The organism is Paraburkholderia gardini (assembly GCF_907164575.1).
GTDB classification, from domain to species: domain Bacteria; phylum Pseudomonadota; class Gammaproteobacteria; order Burkholderiales; family Burkholderiaceae; genus Paraburkholderia; species Paraburkholderia gardini.
In genome coordinates, this window is the sequence record NZ_CAJQYY010000006.1 from 108,376 (window position 1) to 126,445 (window position 18,070).

At 61.7% G+C, this 18,070-nt stretch carries 16 protein-coding genes; 7 read left to right on the forward strand and 9 right to left on the reverse strand.

Annotated features, from left to right (window positions below; genetic code table 11):
• Positions 1 to 462: 462 nt before the first annotated feature.
• Positions 463 to 1,068: a plasmid mobilization protein gene (locus LPA34_RS06830; protein WP_228976303.1), complete on the forward strand. Its 606-nt coding sequence runs from the start codon at positions 463 to 465 to the stop codon at positions 1,066 to 1,068.
• A 401-nt stretch (positions 1,069 to 1,469) separates the two neighbouring features.
• Positions 1,470 to 2,153: a PspA/IM30 family protein gene (locus tag LPA34_RS06835; protein WP_228976306.1), complete on the forward strand. Its 684-nt coding sequence runs from the start codon at positions 1,470 to 1,472 to the stop codon at positions 2,151 to 2,153.
• Here LPA34_RS06835 and LPA34_RS06840 read toward each other — a convergent pair.
• Entirely contained in the window at positions 2,144 to 2,311 is a 168-nt protein-coding gene (locus tag LPA34_RS06840) for a hypothetical protein (RefSeq protein ID WP_228976309.1), read from the reverse strand. The two genes, LPA34_RS06835 and LPA34_RS06840, sit on opposite strands and share 10 nt — an antisense overlap.
• Between LPA34_RS06840 and LPA34_RS06845 the strand changes: the two genes are divergently transcribed.
• Positions 2,310 to 3,500 (forward strand): tetratricopeptide repeat protein, encoded by a 1,191-nt coding sequence (locus LPA34_RS06845; protein ID WP_228976311.1) that lies wholly within the window; start codon positions 2,310 to 2,312, stop codon positions 3,498 to 3,500. The genes LPA34_RS06840 and LPA34_RS06845 overlap by 2 nt on opposite strands.
• Before the next feature lie 131 nt (positions 3,501 to 3,631).
• Here the strand turns inward: LPA34_RS06845 and LPA34_RS06850 are convergent, their stop codons facing one another.
• On the reverse strand, positions 3,632 to 4,402 hold the full coding sequence (locus LPA34_RS06850; protein WP_228976312.1) for a class I SAM-dependent methyltransferase: 771 nt from the start codon (positions 4,400 to 4,402) through the stop codon (positions 3,632 to 3,634).
• A gap of 402 nt (positions 4,403 to 4,804) precedes the next feature.
• On the opposite strand from LPA34_RS06850, the gene LPA34_RS06855 reads away from it, so the two are divergent.
• Positions 4,805 to 6,208 (forward strand): methyl-accepting chemotaxis protein, encoded by a 1,404-nt coding sequence (locus LPA34_RS06855; protein ID WP_228976314.1) that lies wholly within the window; start codon positions 4,805 to 4,807, stop codon positions 6,206 to 6,208.
• Positions 6,209 to 6,275: 67 nt separating this feature from the next.
• Here LPA34_RS06855 and LPA34_RS06860 read toward each other — a convergent pair whose 3' ends face one another.
• The 4 genes from LPA34_RS06860 to LPA34_RS06875 form a co-directional block, all read right to left on the reverse strand.
• Positions 6,276 to 7,094: an ABC transporter permease subunit gene (locus LPA34_RS06860; protein ID WP_228976318.1), complete on the reverse strand. Its 819-nt coding sequence runs from the start codon at positions 7,092 to 7,094 to the stop codon at positions 6,276 to 6,278.
• Entirely contained in the window at positions 7,094 to 8,023 is a 930-nt protein-coding gene (locus LPA34_RS06865; protein WP_228976320.1) for an ABC transporter permease subunit, read from the reverse strand. The genes LPA34_RS06860 and LPA34_RS06865 overlap by 1 nt, the downstream gene beginning before the upstream one ends.
• Positions 8,020 to 9,183 carry an ABC transporter ATP-binding protein gene (locus LPA34_RS06870; protein WP_228976322.1) on the reverse strand — a complete coding sequence of 388 codons (1,164 nt, stop codon included), beginning with the start codon at positions 9,181 to 9,183 and terminating at the stop codon, positions 8,020 to 8,022. The genes LPA34_RS06865 and LPA34_RS06870 overlap by 4 nt, the downstream gene beginning before the upstream one ends.
• Positions 9,184 to 9,277: 94 nt before the next feature.
• Positions 9,278 to 10,378, reverse strand: coding sequence for a polyamine ABC transporter substrate-binding protein (locus LPA34_RS06875; protein ID WP_228976324.1), 1,101 nt, complete (start codon positions 10,376 to 10,378; stop codon positions 9,278 to 9,280).
• A 564-nt stretch (positions 10,379 to 10,942) separates the two neighbouring features.
• Between LPA34_RS06875 and LPA34_RS06880 the strand changes: the two genes are divergently transcribed.
• The 3 genes from LPA34_RS06880 to LPA34_RS06890 all read left to right on the forward strand — a co-directional run bounded on the left by LPA34_RS06880 (position 10,943) and on the right by LPA34_RS06890 (position 14,212).
• Positions 10,943 to 12,268 carry an Nramp family divalent metal transporter gene (locus LPA34_RS06880; RefSeq protein ID WP_228976326.1) on the forward strand — a complete coding sequence of 442 codons (1,326 nt, stop codon included), beginning with the start codon at positions 10,943 to 10,945 and terminating at the stop codon, positions 12,266 to 12,268.
• 195 nt (positions 12,269 to 12,463) lie between these two features.
• Entirely contained in the window at positions 12,464 to 13,831 is a 1,368-nt protein-coding gene (locus tag LPA34_RS06885; RefSeq protein WP_411178835.1) for a phospholipase A, read from the forward strand.
• Positions 13,832 to 14,008: 177 nt separating this feature from the next.
• The gene (locus LPA34_RS06890) at positions 14,009 to 14,212 is read left to right on the forward strand and encodes a DUF1289 domain-containing protein (protein WP_228882784.1); all 204 of its coding nucleotides are present in this window, start codon (positions 14,009 to 14,011) and stop codon (positions 14,210 to 14,212) included.
• Between the two features lie 78 nt (positions 14,213 to 14,290).
• On the opposite strand, the gene LPA34_RS06895 is transcribed toward LPA34_RS06890, so the two are convergent.
• The 3 genes from LPA34_RS06895 to LPA34_RS06905 form a co-directional block, all read right to left on the reverse strand.
• Positions 14,291 to 14,947, reverse strand: coding sequence for an OmpW/AlkL family protein (locus tag LPA34_RS06895; RefSeq protein WP_267478028.1), 657 nt, complete (start codon positions 14,945 to 14,947; stop codon positions 14,291 to 14,293).
• 69 nt (positions 14,948 to 15,016) lie between these two features.
• A complete protein-coding gene (locus LPA34_RS06900; protein WP_228976329.1) occupies positions 15,017 to 16,207 on the reverse strand; it encodes an NAD(P)H-dependent flavin oxidoreductase in 1,191 nt (396 codons plus the stop codon).
• 248 nt (positions 16,208 to 16,455) lie between these two features.
• Positions 16,456 to 18,048 carry an ABC-F family ATPase gene (locus LPA34_RS06905; RefSeq protein ID WP_228976332.1) on the reverse strand — a complete coding sequence of 531 codons (1,593 nt, stop codon included), beginning with the start codon at positions 18,046 to 18,048 and terminating at the stop codon, positions 16,456 to 16,458.
• Positions 18,049 to 18,070: the final 22 nt, after the last annotated feature.

Sequence of the window (18,070 nt, forward strand, 5' to 3'; positions counted from 1 at the left end):
GGCAACCCCGCTGACGCCCCAAGCGGCCCAACAACCCCGGCGGCCGCACAGCGCACGGCCCACAACGGCCGGCGCAACTTAACAGCGCATTTTAAAGAATTCAGACAGCGGTCTACCCGATTTTTTTGTAAGAATTCCCTGCGGATGGTTCCCCGCAAGCCGACGCAGGTCTTTTGCCGGGGAACGAGGGGTTATCCACACAAAATGTGCAAAGGCCTGTGGACAATAGCGCGGGAAAGGCTACAACTCATTGAAGTCACGGCCTTTTCCCGCGGCGCCCGGTTTTGTCGCCTTCTTCCTGACGGGGGGCGCTGTTGTGCCGGAACGCAGTTCGTACGATGCCCGTTTCGCATCCGCACGAGTCGCCTTATGATGGTCCTGTCACACCGGTTCGACGGGATGACAGGACCATCATAACCAGCCGCAAGCCGTAAAAACGCGTAAAACGCACGCGAGCCGACCATGAACAAGCCTAGCGAACGCATCGTCGTATTCGTCACGCCCGCGCAGAAACGCGCGATTGCATCGACCGCCGAGGGGCTCGGCATCAGCGTCAGCGAACTGATGCGGCGCGCCGTATTGAACTTCGGCGCGACCAGCGAGCAGGTAAAAGCAGCCAGCATCGTCGACCGGCTACGGGCGCCACGCGAGCCGGATGCGCTCAACGAGGCGCTGCGCAAGGCTGCACGCGGCACACGCCATACGCACGCGGCGGAACCCGTGCCGCTGCCACCAGGACTTGTGCGTGTACAGGCGGCTCCAGGCGACGACGCGCAACCGTACCACGCGCCGTCCCGTCTCGACCCCATGCCTTTCGACACAGCAGGCGCTCCAGCCGACGATCTGCCGCCCGATGCCCCCCCGTTCGATCCCGCAACAGCAACCGAAGAGGAAATGCGCAACGCAACTGAAGCGGTCGCGCGCGTGGCAGCAGCGAAAGCTGCCTCGCTGGCGGCGCATCCGGCGGACACAATCGATGCACTACGCTCGCCCGCACGAATTGGCGACGAACACGACGCCGACAGCGATCCGCATGGCGACCCCGCCACAGGTGGGCGCTTCGCATGACGGAGCTCGCCTCACGCTGAACGAAATCGACACACATCGGGCCACCGGCTGTGGCCCGATCTCAACCGGATCTGTTCTGGAATCGTCTTTTCGCGCACCGCTGAAACATGGGTATGAATCTGCGGTAATAACTACGTTTTGAAACCTTTGTGAAACCTGTCTTTAAGCCCGGTTTAAGTCATGCCGTGGTGTAATATCCGCGAGCGACTGGACCCACCCGCGCACTTTTCATGACAGTGAATCCGCGGCAATGGCGCGATCGAAGAATGCCGCCATTGCAATTCACGGAAACGACCCGATGTGGGGACCGGCCGTCTGCACAATGAAACGTGCGGCGGCGTAAGCTGTCGGTTAAATGCGCCCGGATTTTCCAGCGCCGAATTCAATCTACGGAGGTATTCATGTCGCTATTTGACACCGTCTCGCGCACGCTCAAAGGTCTCCTGAACGACGCGGCTGATTCCGTGCAGGATCCTTCGCGCGATTCGCGCCAGATCGTGCGCGAACTCGACGACAGCATCGCGAAAGCGGAGAACTCGCTGATCGAAATCCAGGCGCAGGTCGCGACGCAGCAAAGCAAGCGCGACGTCGCCGCCGACAAGGCAAGGAAATACGAAGACGGCGCAAAGCGCGCGCTGCAGGGCGGCGACGAAACGCTCGCCCGCGAAGCACTCGGCGCGCAGGCAACGGCCGAAGCCGAACGCAACGCGCTGGCCTCCGAACTGTCCACGCTCGAACCTTCGGTCGATCAGTTGAAGCAGCAGATCGACGAAATGCGCCAGCGCCGTAACGACCTGAACGCACGCTCGAACATCCTGCAGGCGAAGCAGCAGATCGCGCAGGCCAAGGATGTCGCCGCAACGGCGCTCGGCGGCATCGGCGGCAAAAACCTGTCGGAAGATTTCCAGAAGCTCGAGGACAAGGTCGCACTCTCGAACGCGCGCTCCGACGCGCGTCTGAATTCCGCCGACGTGAAAAGCGGCAAGGCGCTCGACGACAAGCTCGCGGAACTGAATCGCGGCCCTTCCGTGGAAGACCGCCTCGAAGCGTTGAAGAAGCAGTTGAACACGCCGGCTCAGCAGTAACCGCCGGACCGGTGCGGCGCCGCGCGGGTCAGGTCCGGTTCGATCGTCGTAGCCATGGTCGCAGTCGTGGTCTCGTCGTTCGAACCTTGCGTGACGCGCGGCGTCGCATCTGAATCGATTGCCGTGGAGACGGGCGTGAAGTCGCCTGGTCGCATCATGAAAAGATTTTTCGCAGCGGCGTTCGTGTCGTTGATGCTGGTGTCAGGCGCCGCGTTCGCGCTGCCCACCGCAACGCAGATCGAAACCGCCATGCAGCAGGGTAACTGGCAGCAGGCCGACGCCGGCCTGACGCAGGTGCTGCAGGCGCATCCGAACAATGCGCGGGCGCATTATCTGTACGCGCAGGTGCTCGACCGCGAAGGTCGTTACGCCGACGCGCTCGCGCAGATCCAGCAGGCGAAGACGCTCGATCCGCAGGTCCGTTTCACCGATCCCTCGCGCTTCGCGCAGACAGAAGCGCGTATCCGCACCGACGCGGCCCGCGCCGGTGCCATCCAGACGAACCGCGCACCCACACCCTCCGCGCAGCAGGCCGCGCAGATCCAGCAGACACCGGCAATGCAGCCGGTCGCGCCGCAACGTCATGAACCTTCGATGGGCCTGTGGATCGGTCTTGTGTTCGTCGTTGTCGTGATCGCGTTTGTGCTGCGCTGGACGTTAAAGCGCGCGCGCTCGAAAGACGATTCCCGTGTCGACGACGATCGCCGTGCGCAGTTAAAGCGTGCGACTGAACTGCTCAACGCCGTGCGTTCGCTCAAGCTCGACGTGAAAATCTCGACGGTGCCCGGACACGAGGCGCTGGAAAAGGAAGTCGAAGGTGCGGAGACACAGTTGCGGCAGCTCGTCGAAACATTGTCGGGCAGCCCGAACCCCGTGCCGCCGTATCAGCTCGACGATCTCGAACGCCAGGTCGAAAGTCTGAAGGCACGTGCCGAGGGGCGTCCCGATCCGAATGCGTCCGGCGCGGCGGCGTACGGCCCGGGCCCGCTCGGCAGTGGCGACTCCGCGTATGCACGTGAAGCCGACGAGCGCTTCGGTCGTCAGCAGGCGCCCTACCCGTATCCACAACAACAGCCGCCTGTCGTCGTCCAGCAAGGTGGCGGATTTGGCGGTGGCATGGGCGGTCTGCTCACCGGCGTGCTGCTTGGTCAGGTACTGAATTCCGGTGGCCGCGATCGCATCATCGAACGTGATGTGCTGGTCGATCCCGACGATGCACGCCGGCGTGCCGGTGGCGGAGATGTCGATTTCGGCCAGGGTTCGAACGACTGGAGCGACGGCGGTGGCGGCGGTGGCATCGACATGGGCAGCAGCGACGACTCCGGCGGCGGCTGGAGCGATACCTGAGCAGCGCTGTCAGTACACATACACGGCAGAACGAGAACAGGCTCCTTTCGGAGCCTGTTTTTTTGCCTGACGATCCCGCGCGTTTCTGCTTCTGCTTCAGTTTCCGCTTCGATGGATGAGCCGGCCTGCCGCTAGCTATTCGACGTACCGCCGACGTACAGACGCGTTTCGTAAGCAAATTCGACCGTGCCGTGTGTCGCGGTGTGGTCGAACAGTTGGCGTAGCGCGACGAGCATGGGTTCGTGATCGGGATGCCCTGTCTTTGGTGCGAACGACGACGACATCAGCCGCCCTTTCAGTCCATCGAAATCCAGCTGCTGCGCGTTCGGAAACGTCGCCTTGTGCGCGAAGCCATTGTCGAACCAGGCGGCCATTGTCGCGTCGTCGCCATAGCGTCCGGACACTTCCGTGTAGTCGACGCCATAGCGCTTGAGCAATGCTTCAAAGCCGGTGAGAAACGCAGTGCCGCTGAGCAGACGGCTGTTCCAGAAAAGCGCGACGAGGCCGCCTGGCCTCACGATGCGGGCGAATTCACGGCGGGCCGTCGCCGGATCGAACCAGTGCACCGCCTGCGCGGCGATGACGAGATCCACGCTGGCGTCATCGAGCGTGGTGGCGTCGGCCGTGCCCGCCTTGCTGCTGAAACCGTCGAAACCGGAGAGCCACGCATCGGCCGCGTTGCGCATCGCCTCGTTCGGTTCGACGGCGACGACCGGATGGCCCGCATCGAGAAAGAGCTTCGCGGAGATGCCCGTTCCCGCGCCGATGTCGGCAACCCGCGCGCCCTTCGCGAGACCGCAGACGTCGTGCAGGAACGTGATCACTTCGCGCGGATAGCCTGGACGGTACTTCACGTAGTCCGCGACGCGGTTCGTAAAGCGCTGGGTCGAATCCTGATTCATCGATACATCCTGTGCATGGTGTGGTGCGACGCTCAACGTTACCCGGAAACGCGCGCGATTGCCTGACGTGACACTTTCAGCCCCCGCCGGGCAGCAGCAGGAGGCCCCATAGAAACTTGCAGACCAGCACGATCAGCGCCCATAACTGCGCGAGCTGCGCCCAGCCTGCAATGCTGAATAAAACCTCGGACATGAAGTGATGGATGGAAAGTTGAGTCGCAGTGAAAACAGTAAGCCGAAGGGAGCGGCGCCGAAGCCTCCATGATATCGACCGAGGGATAGTCCGTATGAAGTCATGTGAAAGCGCGCCGTAAACCCAAGGAAGAAAACGCGGCATTCGCGCGGGCGAACCCGGGAGAATTGCGTTTCACCGATGCGACCCGCGACAACAAGGAGACATCCATGACGGGCTTCAGCTTTCGCCGGAAGGGCCGATCGAGTTCGGTGGTCGGCGATATTGCGACGCAGGCGGGCAAACTGGGCATCGAGATTTGCGACGTATCGGGACACGTCGACGAAGTCGCGGCGCGCGTTCAGCGCCAGGCACAGGTGTGTCGTGCGTTACGCGAATCCGCTGCCCTGACGATGCAGGGCAACGAGCGTATCGCCACGGCTGCGCGCGAGATGCGCACCGTCACCGCCGATGCCGCGAGCGGCGTGCAGGAATCGCAACAGACGCTGCAGGCGTCGCTTGCGGACATCCACGGGCTGGTTGAGGGCGTGACCGTCATCGAGAGCCAGATTGGCGCGTTGCGCTCCGCGCTGGCTCACGTAAGCCGCGTCTCCGAGGAAATTTCGCTGATTGCGCGACAGACGCATCTGCTTGCGCTGAACGCCGCAATCGAAGCCGCTCGCGCCGGCGAATCCGGCAAGAGCTTTGCGGTGGTCGCCGCCGAGGTGAAGAATCTGTCGGCGAAGACTGCGCAGGCCACCGGTCAGATCGAGACGACGCTTGCGCAGTTGACCCAGCAGACCGAGCAGCTGATTTCAGAGGGATCAGTGAACACGGCGCGCGCGCATCGAGTGCGGGAAGGTACGCGCATGATTGGCGACGTCGTGCATTCGACGGGCGAAGCAATCACGCAACTGAATGCCGACGCGGGCCAGATCGCAACGCTGACGGGCGAGATCGAGACGCAGTGCCACGGGCTGGAAGCACAGGTCGTGGAGATGGCGAGCGACATCGAGGATTCGAGCGAGAACTTCGTGCAGGCAAAGGATCGCTTGGGAAATCTGCTGGGCTTATCCGAAACGCTGATCGAACTGACGGCCGGGACGGGCGTGGAGACTGCCGACACTCGATTTATCGAAGCCGTCGAGGGCGCCGCGGCGAAGGTGGGCAAGTTGTTCGAGACGGCGCTTGCACGTGGTGACATTACGCTGGCGGACCTGTTCGATACGGCTTATGTGCCGGTGCCTGGAACGAATCCACCGCAGTTCATGACGCGGTTTACCGCATTTGCCGATCGCGTGTTGCCGGCAATACAGGAGCCGTTGCTCAAGCTCGACGAGCGCGTTGCGTTTTGTGCTGCTATCGATGCAAGGGGTTATTTGCCGACGCATAACCTGAAATTTTCGCGGCCGCAGGGGGAGGATCCTGTGTGGAATGCGGCGAATTGCCGGAACCGGCGGATGTTCAACGACCGGACGGGATTGGCCGCTGGCGCGAATACGAAGCGGTTTCTTCTGCAGACGTATCGGCGGGATATGGGAGGCGGGGCGTTTGTGTTGATGAAAGATGCGTCGGCGCCCGTCGTTGTCGCCGGGCGGCATTGGGGTGCGGTGAGGATTGGGTATCGGGTTTAGGTTTTTTTCGTTTTTCTGTTTTTGTTTTGTATTTCTTGCCAAAAAATCCAGAAATACAAAACAACCACTACATCGCCATGGCAAGCCGCCTCCTCTCCGCATTCTGCATAAACCGGTTAGCCACAACCACCCCAACCGTGACAACGGAAATAAACAGAGTAGCAAGCGCATTCATCTCAGGATTCAACCCAAGCCTGACGCGGGAAAAAACCACCAGCGGCAACGTGGTCGACCCAGGCCCGGACAAAAACGCCGACAACACCAGATCATCGATCGAAAGCGTAAACGACAGCAGCCACCCGGCAACAAGCGCCTGGGAAATCAACGGCAACGTAATCGCAAAGAACACCCTGAACGGCGTAGCCCCCAGATCCAGCGCAGCCTCCTCAAGCGACGGATTCAGATCCCTCACCCGCGACTGCACAATAATCGCGACATACGAAATGCACAGCATCACATGCCCGATCCAGATGGTGAAAATCCCCCGCCCGGCAGGCCACCCCAGCCACTTGCCCATTTCGATAAAAAGCAGCAGCAGCGAAATCCCCTGGATAACCTCAGGAATCACCAACGGCGCATTGATCATCCCCGTATAAAGCGTAAAACCACGAAACCGCCCCATTCGGGCGAGCACAAATCCAGCCCACGTCCCGATGAACACCGACGCAAATGCCGTCAGCAACCCAATCCGCAAGGAAAGCCACGCAGCAGCAATCAGTTCGTCGTCTTCAAGCAACGCCTGATACCAGCGCACGGAAAACTTCGTCCACACGGTCACCAGCTGCGATTCGTTGAACGAATACACCACCAGGCTCACAATCGGTATGTACAGAAACAGAAATCCGATACCCAGCGCGACGATCTGCAAAAAACGATTCGGCTTCATCAGTGGCTGTCCTCCAGCTCCTTCGCCTGCGCATACTGAAAGAGCGCCATCGGCACCAGCAGCAGCACAACCATCGCACACGTCACCGCGGACGCCATCGGCCAGTCGGCATTGTCGAAGAACTCATTCCACATCACGCGACCGATCATCAGCGTATTCGCCCCACCCAGCAGTTCCGGAATCACATACTCGCCAACCGCCGGAATGAACACCAGCAGGCAGCCCGCAATAATCCCGTTCTTCGACAGTGGCAGTGTGATCTGCACAAACGCTTTCCACGGCTTTGCGCCAAGATCATATGCGGCCTCTAGCAGCGTCAGATCCATCTTCACCAGATGCGCGTACAGCGGCATCACGAGGAACGGCAGGTACGAATACACCATGCCGATATATACGGCCGTGTTCGTGTGATAAAGCTCGATCGGCGCGTGAATCACGCCAATCGACATCAGAAAATTATTGAGCAACCCGTTGTTCTTCAGAATCCCGATCCACGCGTACACGCGAATCAGAAACGACGTCCAGAACGGCAGCATCACAGCCATCAACAGGATATTGCGCGTCGACGGATTCGATCGCGCAATGTAATACGCCATCGGATAACCCAGCAGCAGGCACAACAGTGTCGAAATCGCCGCCACCACCACCGAATTCACGTAAGTCGCGAAATACAGGCTGTCGGTGACGAGAAACACGTAGTGCGACAGATCCAGCGCGATATGAAGCACGCCGTCCTTCATCGACGTCAGTTCGGTATACGGTGGAATGCCCATCCGAAGATCCGCAAAGCTGATCTTCACCACCAGCACGAACGGCACGAGGAAAAACAGCAGCAGCCACAGGAACGGCCCGGCCACGACCGCGGTGCGCCCGGTCAGGCCAAAGCGGCGCACGGGCCACGAGGCGAACGAACTCATCGACCGCTTCATGACGTCAGCACCACGCCGGCGGACGCGCTCCAGCGCACATAGATCTCGTCGCCCCACGTCGGTGTCTCGATCTCGGAGATCGCGAGGCTCGACACGTTTGCAATCACAGTCTTGCCGCCGTCGAGTTTGACGTGATAAAGCGAGTAGCCGCCCATGTACGCAATGTTCGTGATGACGCCCTTGCCCCAGTTGTACGCGCCCTCAGGCGGCTTGCGCGTAAGCGCGATGCGCTCGGGCCGCACGGAAATGGTCACCGGCATCCCGAGCGGACCGGTAATGCCGTGGTTCACGTACATACGGCACGGCAGATCCGGCGTTTCGATGAACACGTGATCCGGCTCGTCCTCGACGACGTTGCCATCGAACAGGTTCGTCGAGCCGATGAATTCCGCCGAGAACCGGCTGTTCGGATATTCGTAGACTTCATGCGGCGTGCCGAGCTGCACGATCTCGCCTTCGCTCATCACGGCGAGACGCCCCGCCATCGTCATCGCTTCTTCCTGATCGTGCGTCACCATGATGCACGTCACGCCGACCGTGTCGAGAATGTTGACGAGTTCGATCTGCGTGCGCTGCCGGATCTGCTTGTCGAGCGCCGACATCGGTTCGTCGAGCAGCAGAAGTTTCGGCCGTTTGACGAGGCTGCGTGCCAGTGCGACACGCTGCTGCTGGCCACCCGATAGCTGATGCGGCTTGCGCTTCGCAAAGCGGCCCATCTGCACGAGCTCGAGCACGGTCTGCACACGATCGCGCAGTTCGGCCTTCGGCACGCCTTCCTGCTTCAGACCAAACGCGATGTTCGATTCAACGTTCATGTGCGGAAAAAGCGCATACGACTGGAACATCATGTTCACCGGCCGGCGATACGGCGGCATCTGCGCGAGGTCTTCGCCGTCGATCAGAATCCTGCCCGACGTCACGGTCTCGAGACCCGCCAGCATGCGCAGGAGCGTTGACTTTCCGCAGCCGGAACTACCGAGCAACGCAAACAGCTCGCCTTTTTCGACGTTCAGGTTCACGCCCTTGACCGCGACGGTTTCGCCGAACTTCTTGACGACGTCGACGATCTGCACGAAGTTTTCCGTTGCATCGTTTGCGACGAAGGAATTGCCTTGGGGCAGCGTGCCGGCCCCTGCCGACACGCCTGACTGGTCACTCATGATCTGCTGCTTCGCTCCTGCGTTTGACGAACAAAGCCCCCGGTGAACACCGGGGGCTTCTTGTTGATGCACTACCGCATGTGTCGGCCCGGCATCAGCGGCCGGACTTGAACTCGGTCCACAATCGCGTCTGCAGACGCTGGATTTCCGGCGGCAGCGGCTTCAGCAGGAACAGCGTCTTGATGACGTCAGCCGGCGGGTACACGGCGGGATCGTTCGCGACGTCCTTGTCCACGTACTTGCGCGCCTCGAGGTTCGCGCTCGGATAGTAGACCTCGTTCGTAATCGCGGCGTGGACCTGCGGCGTCTCGATATAGTTGATCCATTCGAGCGCGGCTTCCTGGTTTTTCGCATCTTTGGGAATCACCATCACGTCGAACCAGACCGGTGCACCACCCTTCGGAATGTAATACTCGATCTTGTACGGCTTCTTCGCTTCGACAGCGCGATGCTTCGCAATCACGACGTCGCCGGACCAGCCATACGCGAAGCACACGTCACCGCCCACCAGGTCGTTGATATAGCCCGACGAATTGAACTGCGTGATGTACGGACGGATCTTCTTCATCATCGCGAGCGCGGCGCGGTAGTCGTCCGGGTTCGTGCTCATCGGATCCTTGCCGATGTAATGCAGCGCGGCGGCGAACATCTGGTCGGGCGCGTCGAGCACCGAGACGCCGCACGCTTTCAGCTTCGAGATGTTCCCGGGCTTGAAGAGTACGTCCCAGCTGTCGAGCGGCACGGACTTGCCGAGAATCTGCTGGGCCTTCGTGACGTTGTAGGCAAGGCCGGTCGTGCCGTATGCCCAGGGTACCGCGTACTTGTTGCCCGGATCGGCGCCGGCGACGAGCGCCATCAGTGCCGGGTCGAGATACTTGAGATTGGGGAGCTTCGATTTGTCGAGCGGCGCGAAGATGCCTGCGGCAATCTGCTTGCCCGCGTAGTTGCTGGTCGGCACGACGATGTCATAGCCCGAATTGCCCGTGAGGAGCTTGGCCTGAAGCGTGTCGTCGCTGTCGTAGTTGTCGTATCTGACCTTGATGCCGGTCTGTTTCGTGAAATTCGGGATCGTATCCTTGGCAATGTAATCCGACCAGTTATACACATTCAACTGCGTATCCTTCGCCGCGGCCGCGACCCACGGCGCCGCGCACAGCACAAGCGCCGCCAGCCGGCCCATTACCCGTTTATTCATCCCGTTCTCCGATCCTGACCGGCTCTGTCCGGCCTTTGCCCCGCTCACACCGCAACGCGTCGCGCGCGGCTCCCCTGAAAAACCCGAAAACTACCACTAAATACTGCACGCTCCAAAAAAAACGGCGCGCTGTCGTGCAAAGGGTACAACCAGAAAACCACCCTGCAACCGGCCCCGCCTTCGTGGGGGCGATGCCAGCATTGCAAAATTGGGCGCAATTTTATCGGGTTATCGGCGCATGTCCACCCGAAAAAAACCCCATCGTCTATGTTTTGACGAAGGACGCTCATTTCGGAACATGACGGCCCGCGGCCTGGCGGCGAAGCACGCAAGGCGATTGACAGGAAAGGCGGAGCGCGCTGCCCACCGGCATAAGGCGACCATATTCGCTTCGCGCGAGTTGCCCGCCCCCGATACTGGCCGCCCTCGCCCGGGCCTGTGCGATGGGCCCCGGGCACGACGTTTGCGCCCTGCTTGCCCTTCGTGGGCGATTGATGCGTCGTTTGCCTGTCCTGTCGGTGGCAATGTGCGTGCGCACCCTGCGCTGATTTTTTGATGATCGCGATGAACCCAAACCTGTTCGCCATGCGTCACCACCGACGCCGCCCGCGCACCGCCGCCGGCGGCGGACCGCAACGCCCCGCGCCCGGACGGCCCGCGCACTGGTCCTCGTTCGTCGGTCCCGGCGCGCTGATCGCGGTCGGCTATATGGATCCCGGTAACTGGGCAACAGCGCTCGCGGGCGGCGCAAGCTTCGGCTACCGGTTGCTCAGCGTCGTGCTCATGTCGAGTCTGATGGCGATGTTGCTGCAATGGATTTCGTCGCGGCTTGGCGTCGTCACGGGACGCGACCTCGCGCAGCTGTGCCGCGAGCGCTTCAGCAGGCGCACTGCGTACTTCCTGTGGCTCACGAGCGAGGTTGCCATCATTGCCTGCGACGTCGCGGAGGTCGTTGGCAGTGCGGTCGCGCTGCAATTGCTGCTCGGTGTATCGCTGACGGTCGGCGTGCTGCTCTCAGCGGTCGGCACGCTGGCGATACTCGCGCTCCAGCGACGCGGGCGACGCACGCTCGAAGCGAGCGTCGTCGGGCTGATCGTGTTCGTGGGATTGTGCTTCGTCATCGAACTGGCGCTCGCGCGGCCCGACTGGCATGCGGCCCTCGCCGGCGTCGCGCCAGGCGCCGACCTGCTGCGCAATGCGGGCATGGTGTGGCTCGCGGCCGGCATCCTCGGCGCGACGGTGATGCCGCACAACCTGTATCTGCACTCGGCGCTCGTCAGAAACCACGCACCCGACCACGACGACGCAGCTATCGCGAACGCGTTACGCGGCGTCAATTACGACACGTTCGGCTCGCTGTCGTTTGCGTTCGTCATCAACGCGGCGCTTCTGATCCTGGCAGCGGCTGTGTTTCACGCGAGCGGTCATCGCGACATCACCGATCTCGCCGATGCCCATCGTCTGATCGCGCCGATCGTCGGCACGCACTGGGCCGCCATCCTTTTCGCGGCGGCCCTGCTCGCCTGCGGCCTGAGCGCAACCGTGACGGGCACGCTCGCCGGCCAGGCGGTCATGGAAGGTTTCCTTGCGCTGCGCCTGCCGCGCTGGCAACGCGCGCTCCTGACGCGCTCGCTGGCGATGGGTCCGGCGCTTCTTGCCGTCTCGATGTTCGGGCAGCACGGTTCCAACCAGTTGCTCGTTGCAAGCCAGGTTGTGCTCAGCCTGCAGTTGCCGCTCGCCGTCGTGCCGTTGATCCGTTTCGCGTCGTGCCGGTCGCTGATGGGCCACTGGCGCGTGCACGGCTTGCCGCTCGCGCTGGCGTGGCTGTCAGCGACAGCCATTCTGACGCTCAACGGCGCGCTGCTATGGCAACTTGCGTCCACGCTCTGAGGTGATCCGCGGCACAGTGAAATGCCGTGCGGCGCCCGTCGCCTGCCTTACGGTTTATCAAGCTGTCTTTTACAATGTGGATGCACTTTGCCTGGTGCGCCTGAAAACCGGCGCGGTGTGACTGTGTCGTGTGTCTGTGTCTCGTGGCCCCGTATCCAAGCTCCTTATCCCGGCCTTTTATCTGGACGACCGCCCATGCGCTTCGATGCCTCGCCTGTCTGTCACGCTTCTCCCCGCCATACCGCTTTTGCCGATGATCCGCAGCCGCTGCCCCGTTTCTGTCTGCTTCTGTTGCTATCACGTGCCGCCCTTCGGCTGCGGGCGTCGCGTACGGGGTGGCTGGCCCTCCTTGCCGTCGCGGGTCAGGCACACGCGGCCGTCGCGATGCTGCAGCCACCGCGCGAGGCCGCGGTGCGCGATCCGCTGCAGATCACACTCCTCTATTCCGACGACGACACCACGCCGCTCACTGTCACGGTGCCATCGACTCTCCGCGTCACGCTGACGAATGGCGACCTCGCACCGCAGCCGGTCGATCTCGTGCGCGATCCCGGCGTACAGGACACGTTGAAGCTGCAGCCCGGCCAGTATCGCAAGGTGACGTTTTCGGCGCCGTGGCCGAAATCGGCACGCGGCGTGATGCGGATCGATCCGGTCGGGTTCGACGCTTCGCCGGCGCTTGTCGCCATCAACCGCGGTGCGGATCAGGAGACGATCGCCACGGCCGAACGCAGCGAAGCGCAGGCGACGACACCCGCCCAGGTCGCGGCGGCATCTTCGGCCGTCAACAACCCGGAAGACGCGATCGACGCGCCGCTCGATTCGCTTGCCACGACAGGCCGCAGCGCGCTCGCGAGGCTCTCGTATTTCGAGCCGATGTATATCGGTTTCGGCAAGAACGGCGATGCGTCGGCGCGCTTCCAGCTGAGTTTCAAGTACCGCATCATGATGCCCGACGACCTGCGCTCGAAGGCCTTTCTCGACAACCTGTATTTCGCCTACACGCAGACCGTGCTGTGGGACCTGAGCGCCGATTCGCGGCCATTCCGCGATTCGAGCTACATGCCGCAGCTGTTCTACTACGTCGCCGACACGGGCTGGCGCAGTTCGTGGTTCACGCGCATGGGATTCTCGGGCGGTATCGGACACGAATCGAACGGCAAGAGCGGCGACGATTCGCGCGCGATCAACATCGCGTTCGTGCGCCCGACGTGGGAATTCGGCAACCTGGACGGCAACCACCTGACGGTATCGCCGAAAATCTACTACTACCTCAGCAAGAGCGGCAACGAAGATATCGCCGACTATCGCGGCTACGTCGATCTGCTCGTGAAGTACGGCAGTCCCGACGGCTGGCAACTCGCCACCACGCTGCGCAAGGGCACGAAGCACTGGTACGGCAGTATCGATTCGCAGCTGACTTACCCGCTGTCGAAACTGTTCGGCAGCGCGTGGGGCGGTTACGTGTGGGTGGGCTACTTCAACGGCTACGGCGAAGACATTCTCGATTACAACAATCGCCAGCACTGGGTCGCGCGCATCGGCTACAGCATCGCGCGATGAAAGGCACATTCGCATGCGCACGGCGAGGTTGACGTTCGCATGCGGGTGACGCGGTCATGACTGCCATCGCATCCGGCCAGGTCGATCGACCTGGCGCGTCACCCGGATCGGGAATCCGGCGGATCGGTTAACATGTCGAACGGTTTCCGTTCACCCTTCCTTCGCCCGGGCGTTTTCATGGCTTCAAATCTTCACGATCTTCCCGACAGCCCCTGCATCGGTGTCTGCTCGACGCTTTTCGATGAAGTCTGCAAGGGCTGCGGTCGCACCGCCGGCGAAGTGTCGAACTGGGTGTTCCTGAGCGACGACGAAAAGCTCGCGATCTGGGAGCGCATCAAACGCGAAGGCACCGCGATGCGATTCCAGAACGATCACCTCTGAGCAGCCACGTCCGCGCGCGGACGTCAGCAGCGCAACCTGACACGCGGCACCAGGTGCGCCCGGGAACGAAAGCAAACGCTAGAACTTCATCCCGACGCCGATGCCGACCACCAGCGGATCGATATGCAGCGTGCCGAGCGAGGCACCGCCAAGCGACGCATCAGTGTGCATCCAGATCTTCTTGATGTCCGCGTTGACGAAGAGATTTTTCGCCACCTGCACGTCGACGCCTGCCTGTAACGCCGGTCCGAAACTGTGATTGCTGATTGAGACCGGCTGGCCGCCTGCACTCAGGCCATTGTTGTAGAACAACGTGTAGTTGAGGCCGGCACCGACATAAGGCCGCACCGTCCCCTGATGGTTGAAGTGATATTGCAGCAGCAACGTGGGCGGCAACACGTTCACACCACCCAGACCGCCCAGATTCGATGTCAACTGATGCCGTGACGTACCCAGGATCAGCTCAACGCCGATGTTGTCGCGGATCATGTACGTGAAGTCGAGTTCCGGCACCGTGGCGTTGTTGACGTCGACATTGAGCGCCGACAACGTATTGCTCGTGCTGACTTGCGGCAAGATGCTGATGGCGCGCAGACGCACGAGTACATCACCTGCGTGAATCCCGCCCATGGCTGCCGCCTGAACAGCTTCCTCTGCCGCAGCAGCCTGGCTTGCCGGCATGCACATGCTCAGCGCGCATACCGCCGCGCCTACCCCGTTGGTCCATCTGTTCATCTTTCTTTCCTCGTTGTCGTAAAGCCCCTACATTTTCCAGGGACTTACGACCGGTCGTGTTGACCGGTATCAACGAAGCGAAAACGCACCGTGACGTGCAACCGCCGGTCGCGCTGTGCCTGTCAGCAGCAGCTCAAGCAGATCGCGCACGCTGCGGATCGCGTGGCCGAACGGCAGCGCTTCACGACCGCGAAAGAACAGGCCGTTCGCGACATCGCCGCGCAGCGCGGCCGCGAGGCGCGTGTCGATGCAGAAGTGACCGAACTTCTCGATGCCGTCACGCAATCCGCATGCACTCAGACACTCAAGCGCTGTCGGACACGCCTGCCTGAGCGCGCCGATTTTTGTACGGATACGTTCCTCGTGACGCAGATAGCGTGTGAGCCATGGCGTGCGGACGGCACGCGCCGGCAGCCCCGTCACGCTGACGAATTCAACGATGTCCTCGGGCGTCGCCTCGGCCAGTACGCGCTTGAAATCCGGATGCGCATCGCCCTCCTCGGTGACGGCGAACGGCGTACCGAGCTGCACGCCGCTCGCACCCGCTGCAAGGCACATGCGCACCGCGTCGTGACTGTTGATGCCGCCCGCGACGATCAACGGCACGTCGTTACGACCTAAGCCTAGCGACGCGAACACCGCCTGCATCTCGTCGAGCACGCGCGCGAATTCGAAGCGGCCGTCGTGCATTTCAGTGAGGTTCGTCACGCCAAGGTGGCCGCCCGCGTGCGCGGGATGCTCGATCACGATAGCGTCCGGCAGGCGCCCCTTCTTCATCCACTTCTTCAGTACAAGCGTCGCGCCGCGGCTATCCGACAGGATGGGAATGAGTGCGACATCGAACGCATGCGTCATGTCAGGCAGGTCGAGCGGCAGGCCCGCGCCCATGACGATCGCGTCGGCGCCGTTTTCGCAGGCAACCCGCACGTAATCGGCATGTGCGCTGACGGCTTTCATCACGTTGACGGCGATCATGCCGCGTCCTTCCGAGAGCACACGCGCAGCCCTGATTTCGCGGGCGAGCGCCGTGAGGTTCGCGCGTTCGAGCGTCTCGCGATCAGGATGCGTGCGACATGTCTCGACGAGATCCGCGTGGTGATGCCGCAGGTCGATGCTGGCGATCGTGCCCATCGCGCCTTCGCGGGCGACACTGCCGGCAAGCCGGTGCGCCGATATGCCGACGCCCATCCCACCCTGCACGACCGGCAACAGCGAGCGGCCACGAATCACGAGTGGGGGAAAAGAATGCGCTGGAAACATGAGAGGCCCGCTTCGTCGACATGAAACGTCCATGGTCGCGAATGGGCCAGACCTCGCATTGCGTGAGGTCAAACAAAAGGCGCGTGGACCGGTATCGGCACACCGCTTCCTGATTCAGATCAGCGGCGATGCAAATAGCTTCGCCTGTATTGCGCCCAACGCTGCATCACCGTGGCCGCGTCGCGCGATGAAAAAACCCGCTTCGAGTGAGGAAGCGGGCTCTTGTACCTCGGACCTGCATTGAAACGTTACTGCACGCCCTGGCTCAGCAGGAAGTCTTCGTAATTGCCGCCGAAGTCGTTCAGCGTGCCGTCCGTGCGCACTTCGACGATGCGGTTCGCCAGACCGCTCACGAACTCACGGTCGTGCGAGACGAAAATCAGCGTGCCTTCGTACTTCTCCAGCGCGATCTGCAGCGATTCGATCGATTCCATGTCCATGTGGTTCGTCGGCTCGTCCATCAGCAGCACGTTGTGGCGGCCGAGCATCAGCTTGCCCCAGATCATGCGGCCTTTCTCGCCGCCCGAAAGCACCTTCACCGACTTGCGGATATCGTCCGCGTTGAAAAGCAGCCGGCCCAGCGTGCCGCGCACCGACTGCTCGTCGTCACCTTCCTGACGATAGTTGTCGATCCAGTCCATCAGCGTGATGTCGTCCGGAAACTCTTCGTACGTGTCCTGCGGCATGTAACCGATGTTCGCGTTTTCCGCCCACTTCACCGTGCCGTGATCGAGTTTGATATTGCCGCGCAGCGAACGCAGCAGCGTGGTCTTGCCCGCGCCGTTCTCGCCGATGATCGCAATACGCTCGCCCGGCTGCACGCTCAGGTTGAAGTTCTGGAAGATCGTACGGTCGTACTTCTTCGTAATCGTGTCCGCCACCACCGCGATGTTGTGCAGCTTCTTTTCGTACTCGAAGCGAATGAACGGATTCTGCCGCGACGACGGCTTGAATTCCTCGATCTTGATCTTCTCGATCTGCTTCGCGCGGCTCGTGGCCTGACGCGCCTTCGACTTGTTCGCCGAGAAGCGGCGCACGAAGTCCTGCAGATCGGCGACACGTTCCTTCGCCTTCGCGTTGGCGGTCTGCTGACGCTCGCGTGCCTGCGTGCTGGCGAGCATGTAGTCGTCGTAGTTGCCCGGATAGACCTTCAGCGTGCCGTAATCCATGTCGGCCATGTGCGTGCAGACCTGGTTCAGGAAATGTCGATCGTGCGAGATGATGATCATCGTCGAGTTGTACTGGTTGAGCACGTCTTCCAGCCAGCGGATCGAGTTGATATCCAGGTTGTTGGTCGGTTCGTCCAGCAGCAGCACGTCCGGCTTCGAGAACAGTGCCTGCGCGAGCAGCACGCGCAGCTTCCAGCCCGGCGCCACGTTGCTCATCGGGCCGTTGTGGTCGGCGATCGCGATGCCGATGCCAAGCAGCAGTTCGCCCGCACGTGCTTCGGCCGTGTAGCCGTCGTACTCCGCGAATTTCGCTTCGAGTTCGGCGGCGTGCATGTAGTCGTCGTCGGTGGCGTCGGGGTTCGCGTAGATCGCGTCGCGCTCGGTCATCGCGCCCCACATCTCCGTGTGACCCATCATGACGACGTCGAGCACGCGCACGTCTTCGTACGCAAACTGGTCCTGACGCAATTTACCGAGGCGCACATTCGGTTCGAGCATCACGGTGCCCGAACTCGATTCGAGGTCGCCGCCGAGGATTTTCATGAACGTCGACTTGCCGCAACCGTTCGCTCCGATCAGGCCATAGCGGTTGCCTTCCCCGAATTTGACCGAAATGTTCTCGAAGAGGGGCTTCGGCCCGAATTGCATGGTGATGTTGGCGGTAGACAGCACGGTGCGTCCTTTGAATGTGTTG

Coding starts and splice junctions, on each gene's coding strand:
- LPA34_RS06875 (WP_228976324.1), bottom strand. CDS start 10,378: ATGAATAAACGGGTAATGGGCCGGCTGGCGGCGCTTGTGCTGTGCGCG.
- LPA34_RS06830 (WP_228976303.1), top strand. CDS start 463: ATGAACAAGCCTAGCGAACGCATCGTCGTATTCGTCACGCCCGCGCAG.
- LPA34_RS06840 (WP_228976309.1), bottom strand. CDS start 2,311: ATGATGCGACCAGGCGACTTCACGCCCGTCTCCACGGCAATCGATTCA.
- LPA34_RS06880 (WP_228976326.1), top strand. CDS start 10,943: ATGAACCCAAACCTGTTCGCCATGCGTCACCACCGACGCCGCCCGCGC.
- LPA34_RS06900 (WP_228976329.1), bottom strand. CDS start 16,207: ATGTTTCCAGCGCATTCTTTTCCCCCACTCGTGATTCGTGGCCGCTCG.
- LPA34_RS06845 (WP_228976311.1), top strand. CDS start 2,310: ATGAAAAGATTTTTCGCAGCGGCGTTCGTGTCGTTGATGCTGGTGTCA.
- LPA34_RS06870 (WP_228976322.1), bottom strand. CDS start 9,183: ATGAGTGACCAGTCAGGCGTGTCGGCAGGGGCCGGCACGCTGCCCCAA.
- LPA34_RS06895 (WP_267478028.1), bottom strand. CDS start 14,947: ATGAACAGATGGACCAACGGGGTAGGCGCGGCGGTATGCGCGCTGAGC.
- LPA34_RS06885 (WP_411178835.1), top strand. CDS start 12,464: ATGCGCTTCGATGCCTCGCCTGTCTGTCACGCTTCTCCCCGCCATACC.
- LPA34_RS06860 (WP_228976318.1), bottom strand. CDS start 7,094: ATGAAGCCGAATCGTTTTTTGCAGATCGTCGCGCTGGGTATCGGATTT.
- LPA34_RS06855 (WP_228976314.1), top strand. CDS start 4,805: ATGACGGGCTTCAGCTTTCGCCGGAAGGGCCGATCGAGTTCGGTGGTC.
- LPA34_RS06865 (WP_228976320.1), bottom strand. CDS start 8,023: ATGAAGCGGTCGATGAGTTCGTTCGCCTCGTGGCCCGTGCGCCGCTTT.
- LPA34_RS06835 (WP_228976306.1), top strand. CDS start 1,470: ATGTCGCTATTTGACACCGTCTCGCGCACGCTCAAAGGTCTCCTGAAC.
- LPA34_RS06850 (WP_228976312.1), bottom strand. CDS start 4,402: ATGAATCAGGATTCGACCCAGCGCTTTACGAACCGCGTCGCGGACTAC.
- LPA34_RS06890 (WP_228882784.1), top strand. CDS start 14,009: ATGGCTTCAAATCTTCACGATCTTCCCGACAGCCCCTGCATCGGTGTC.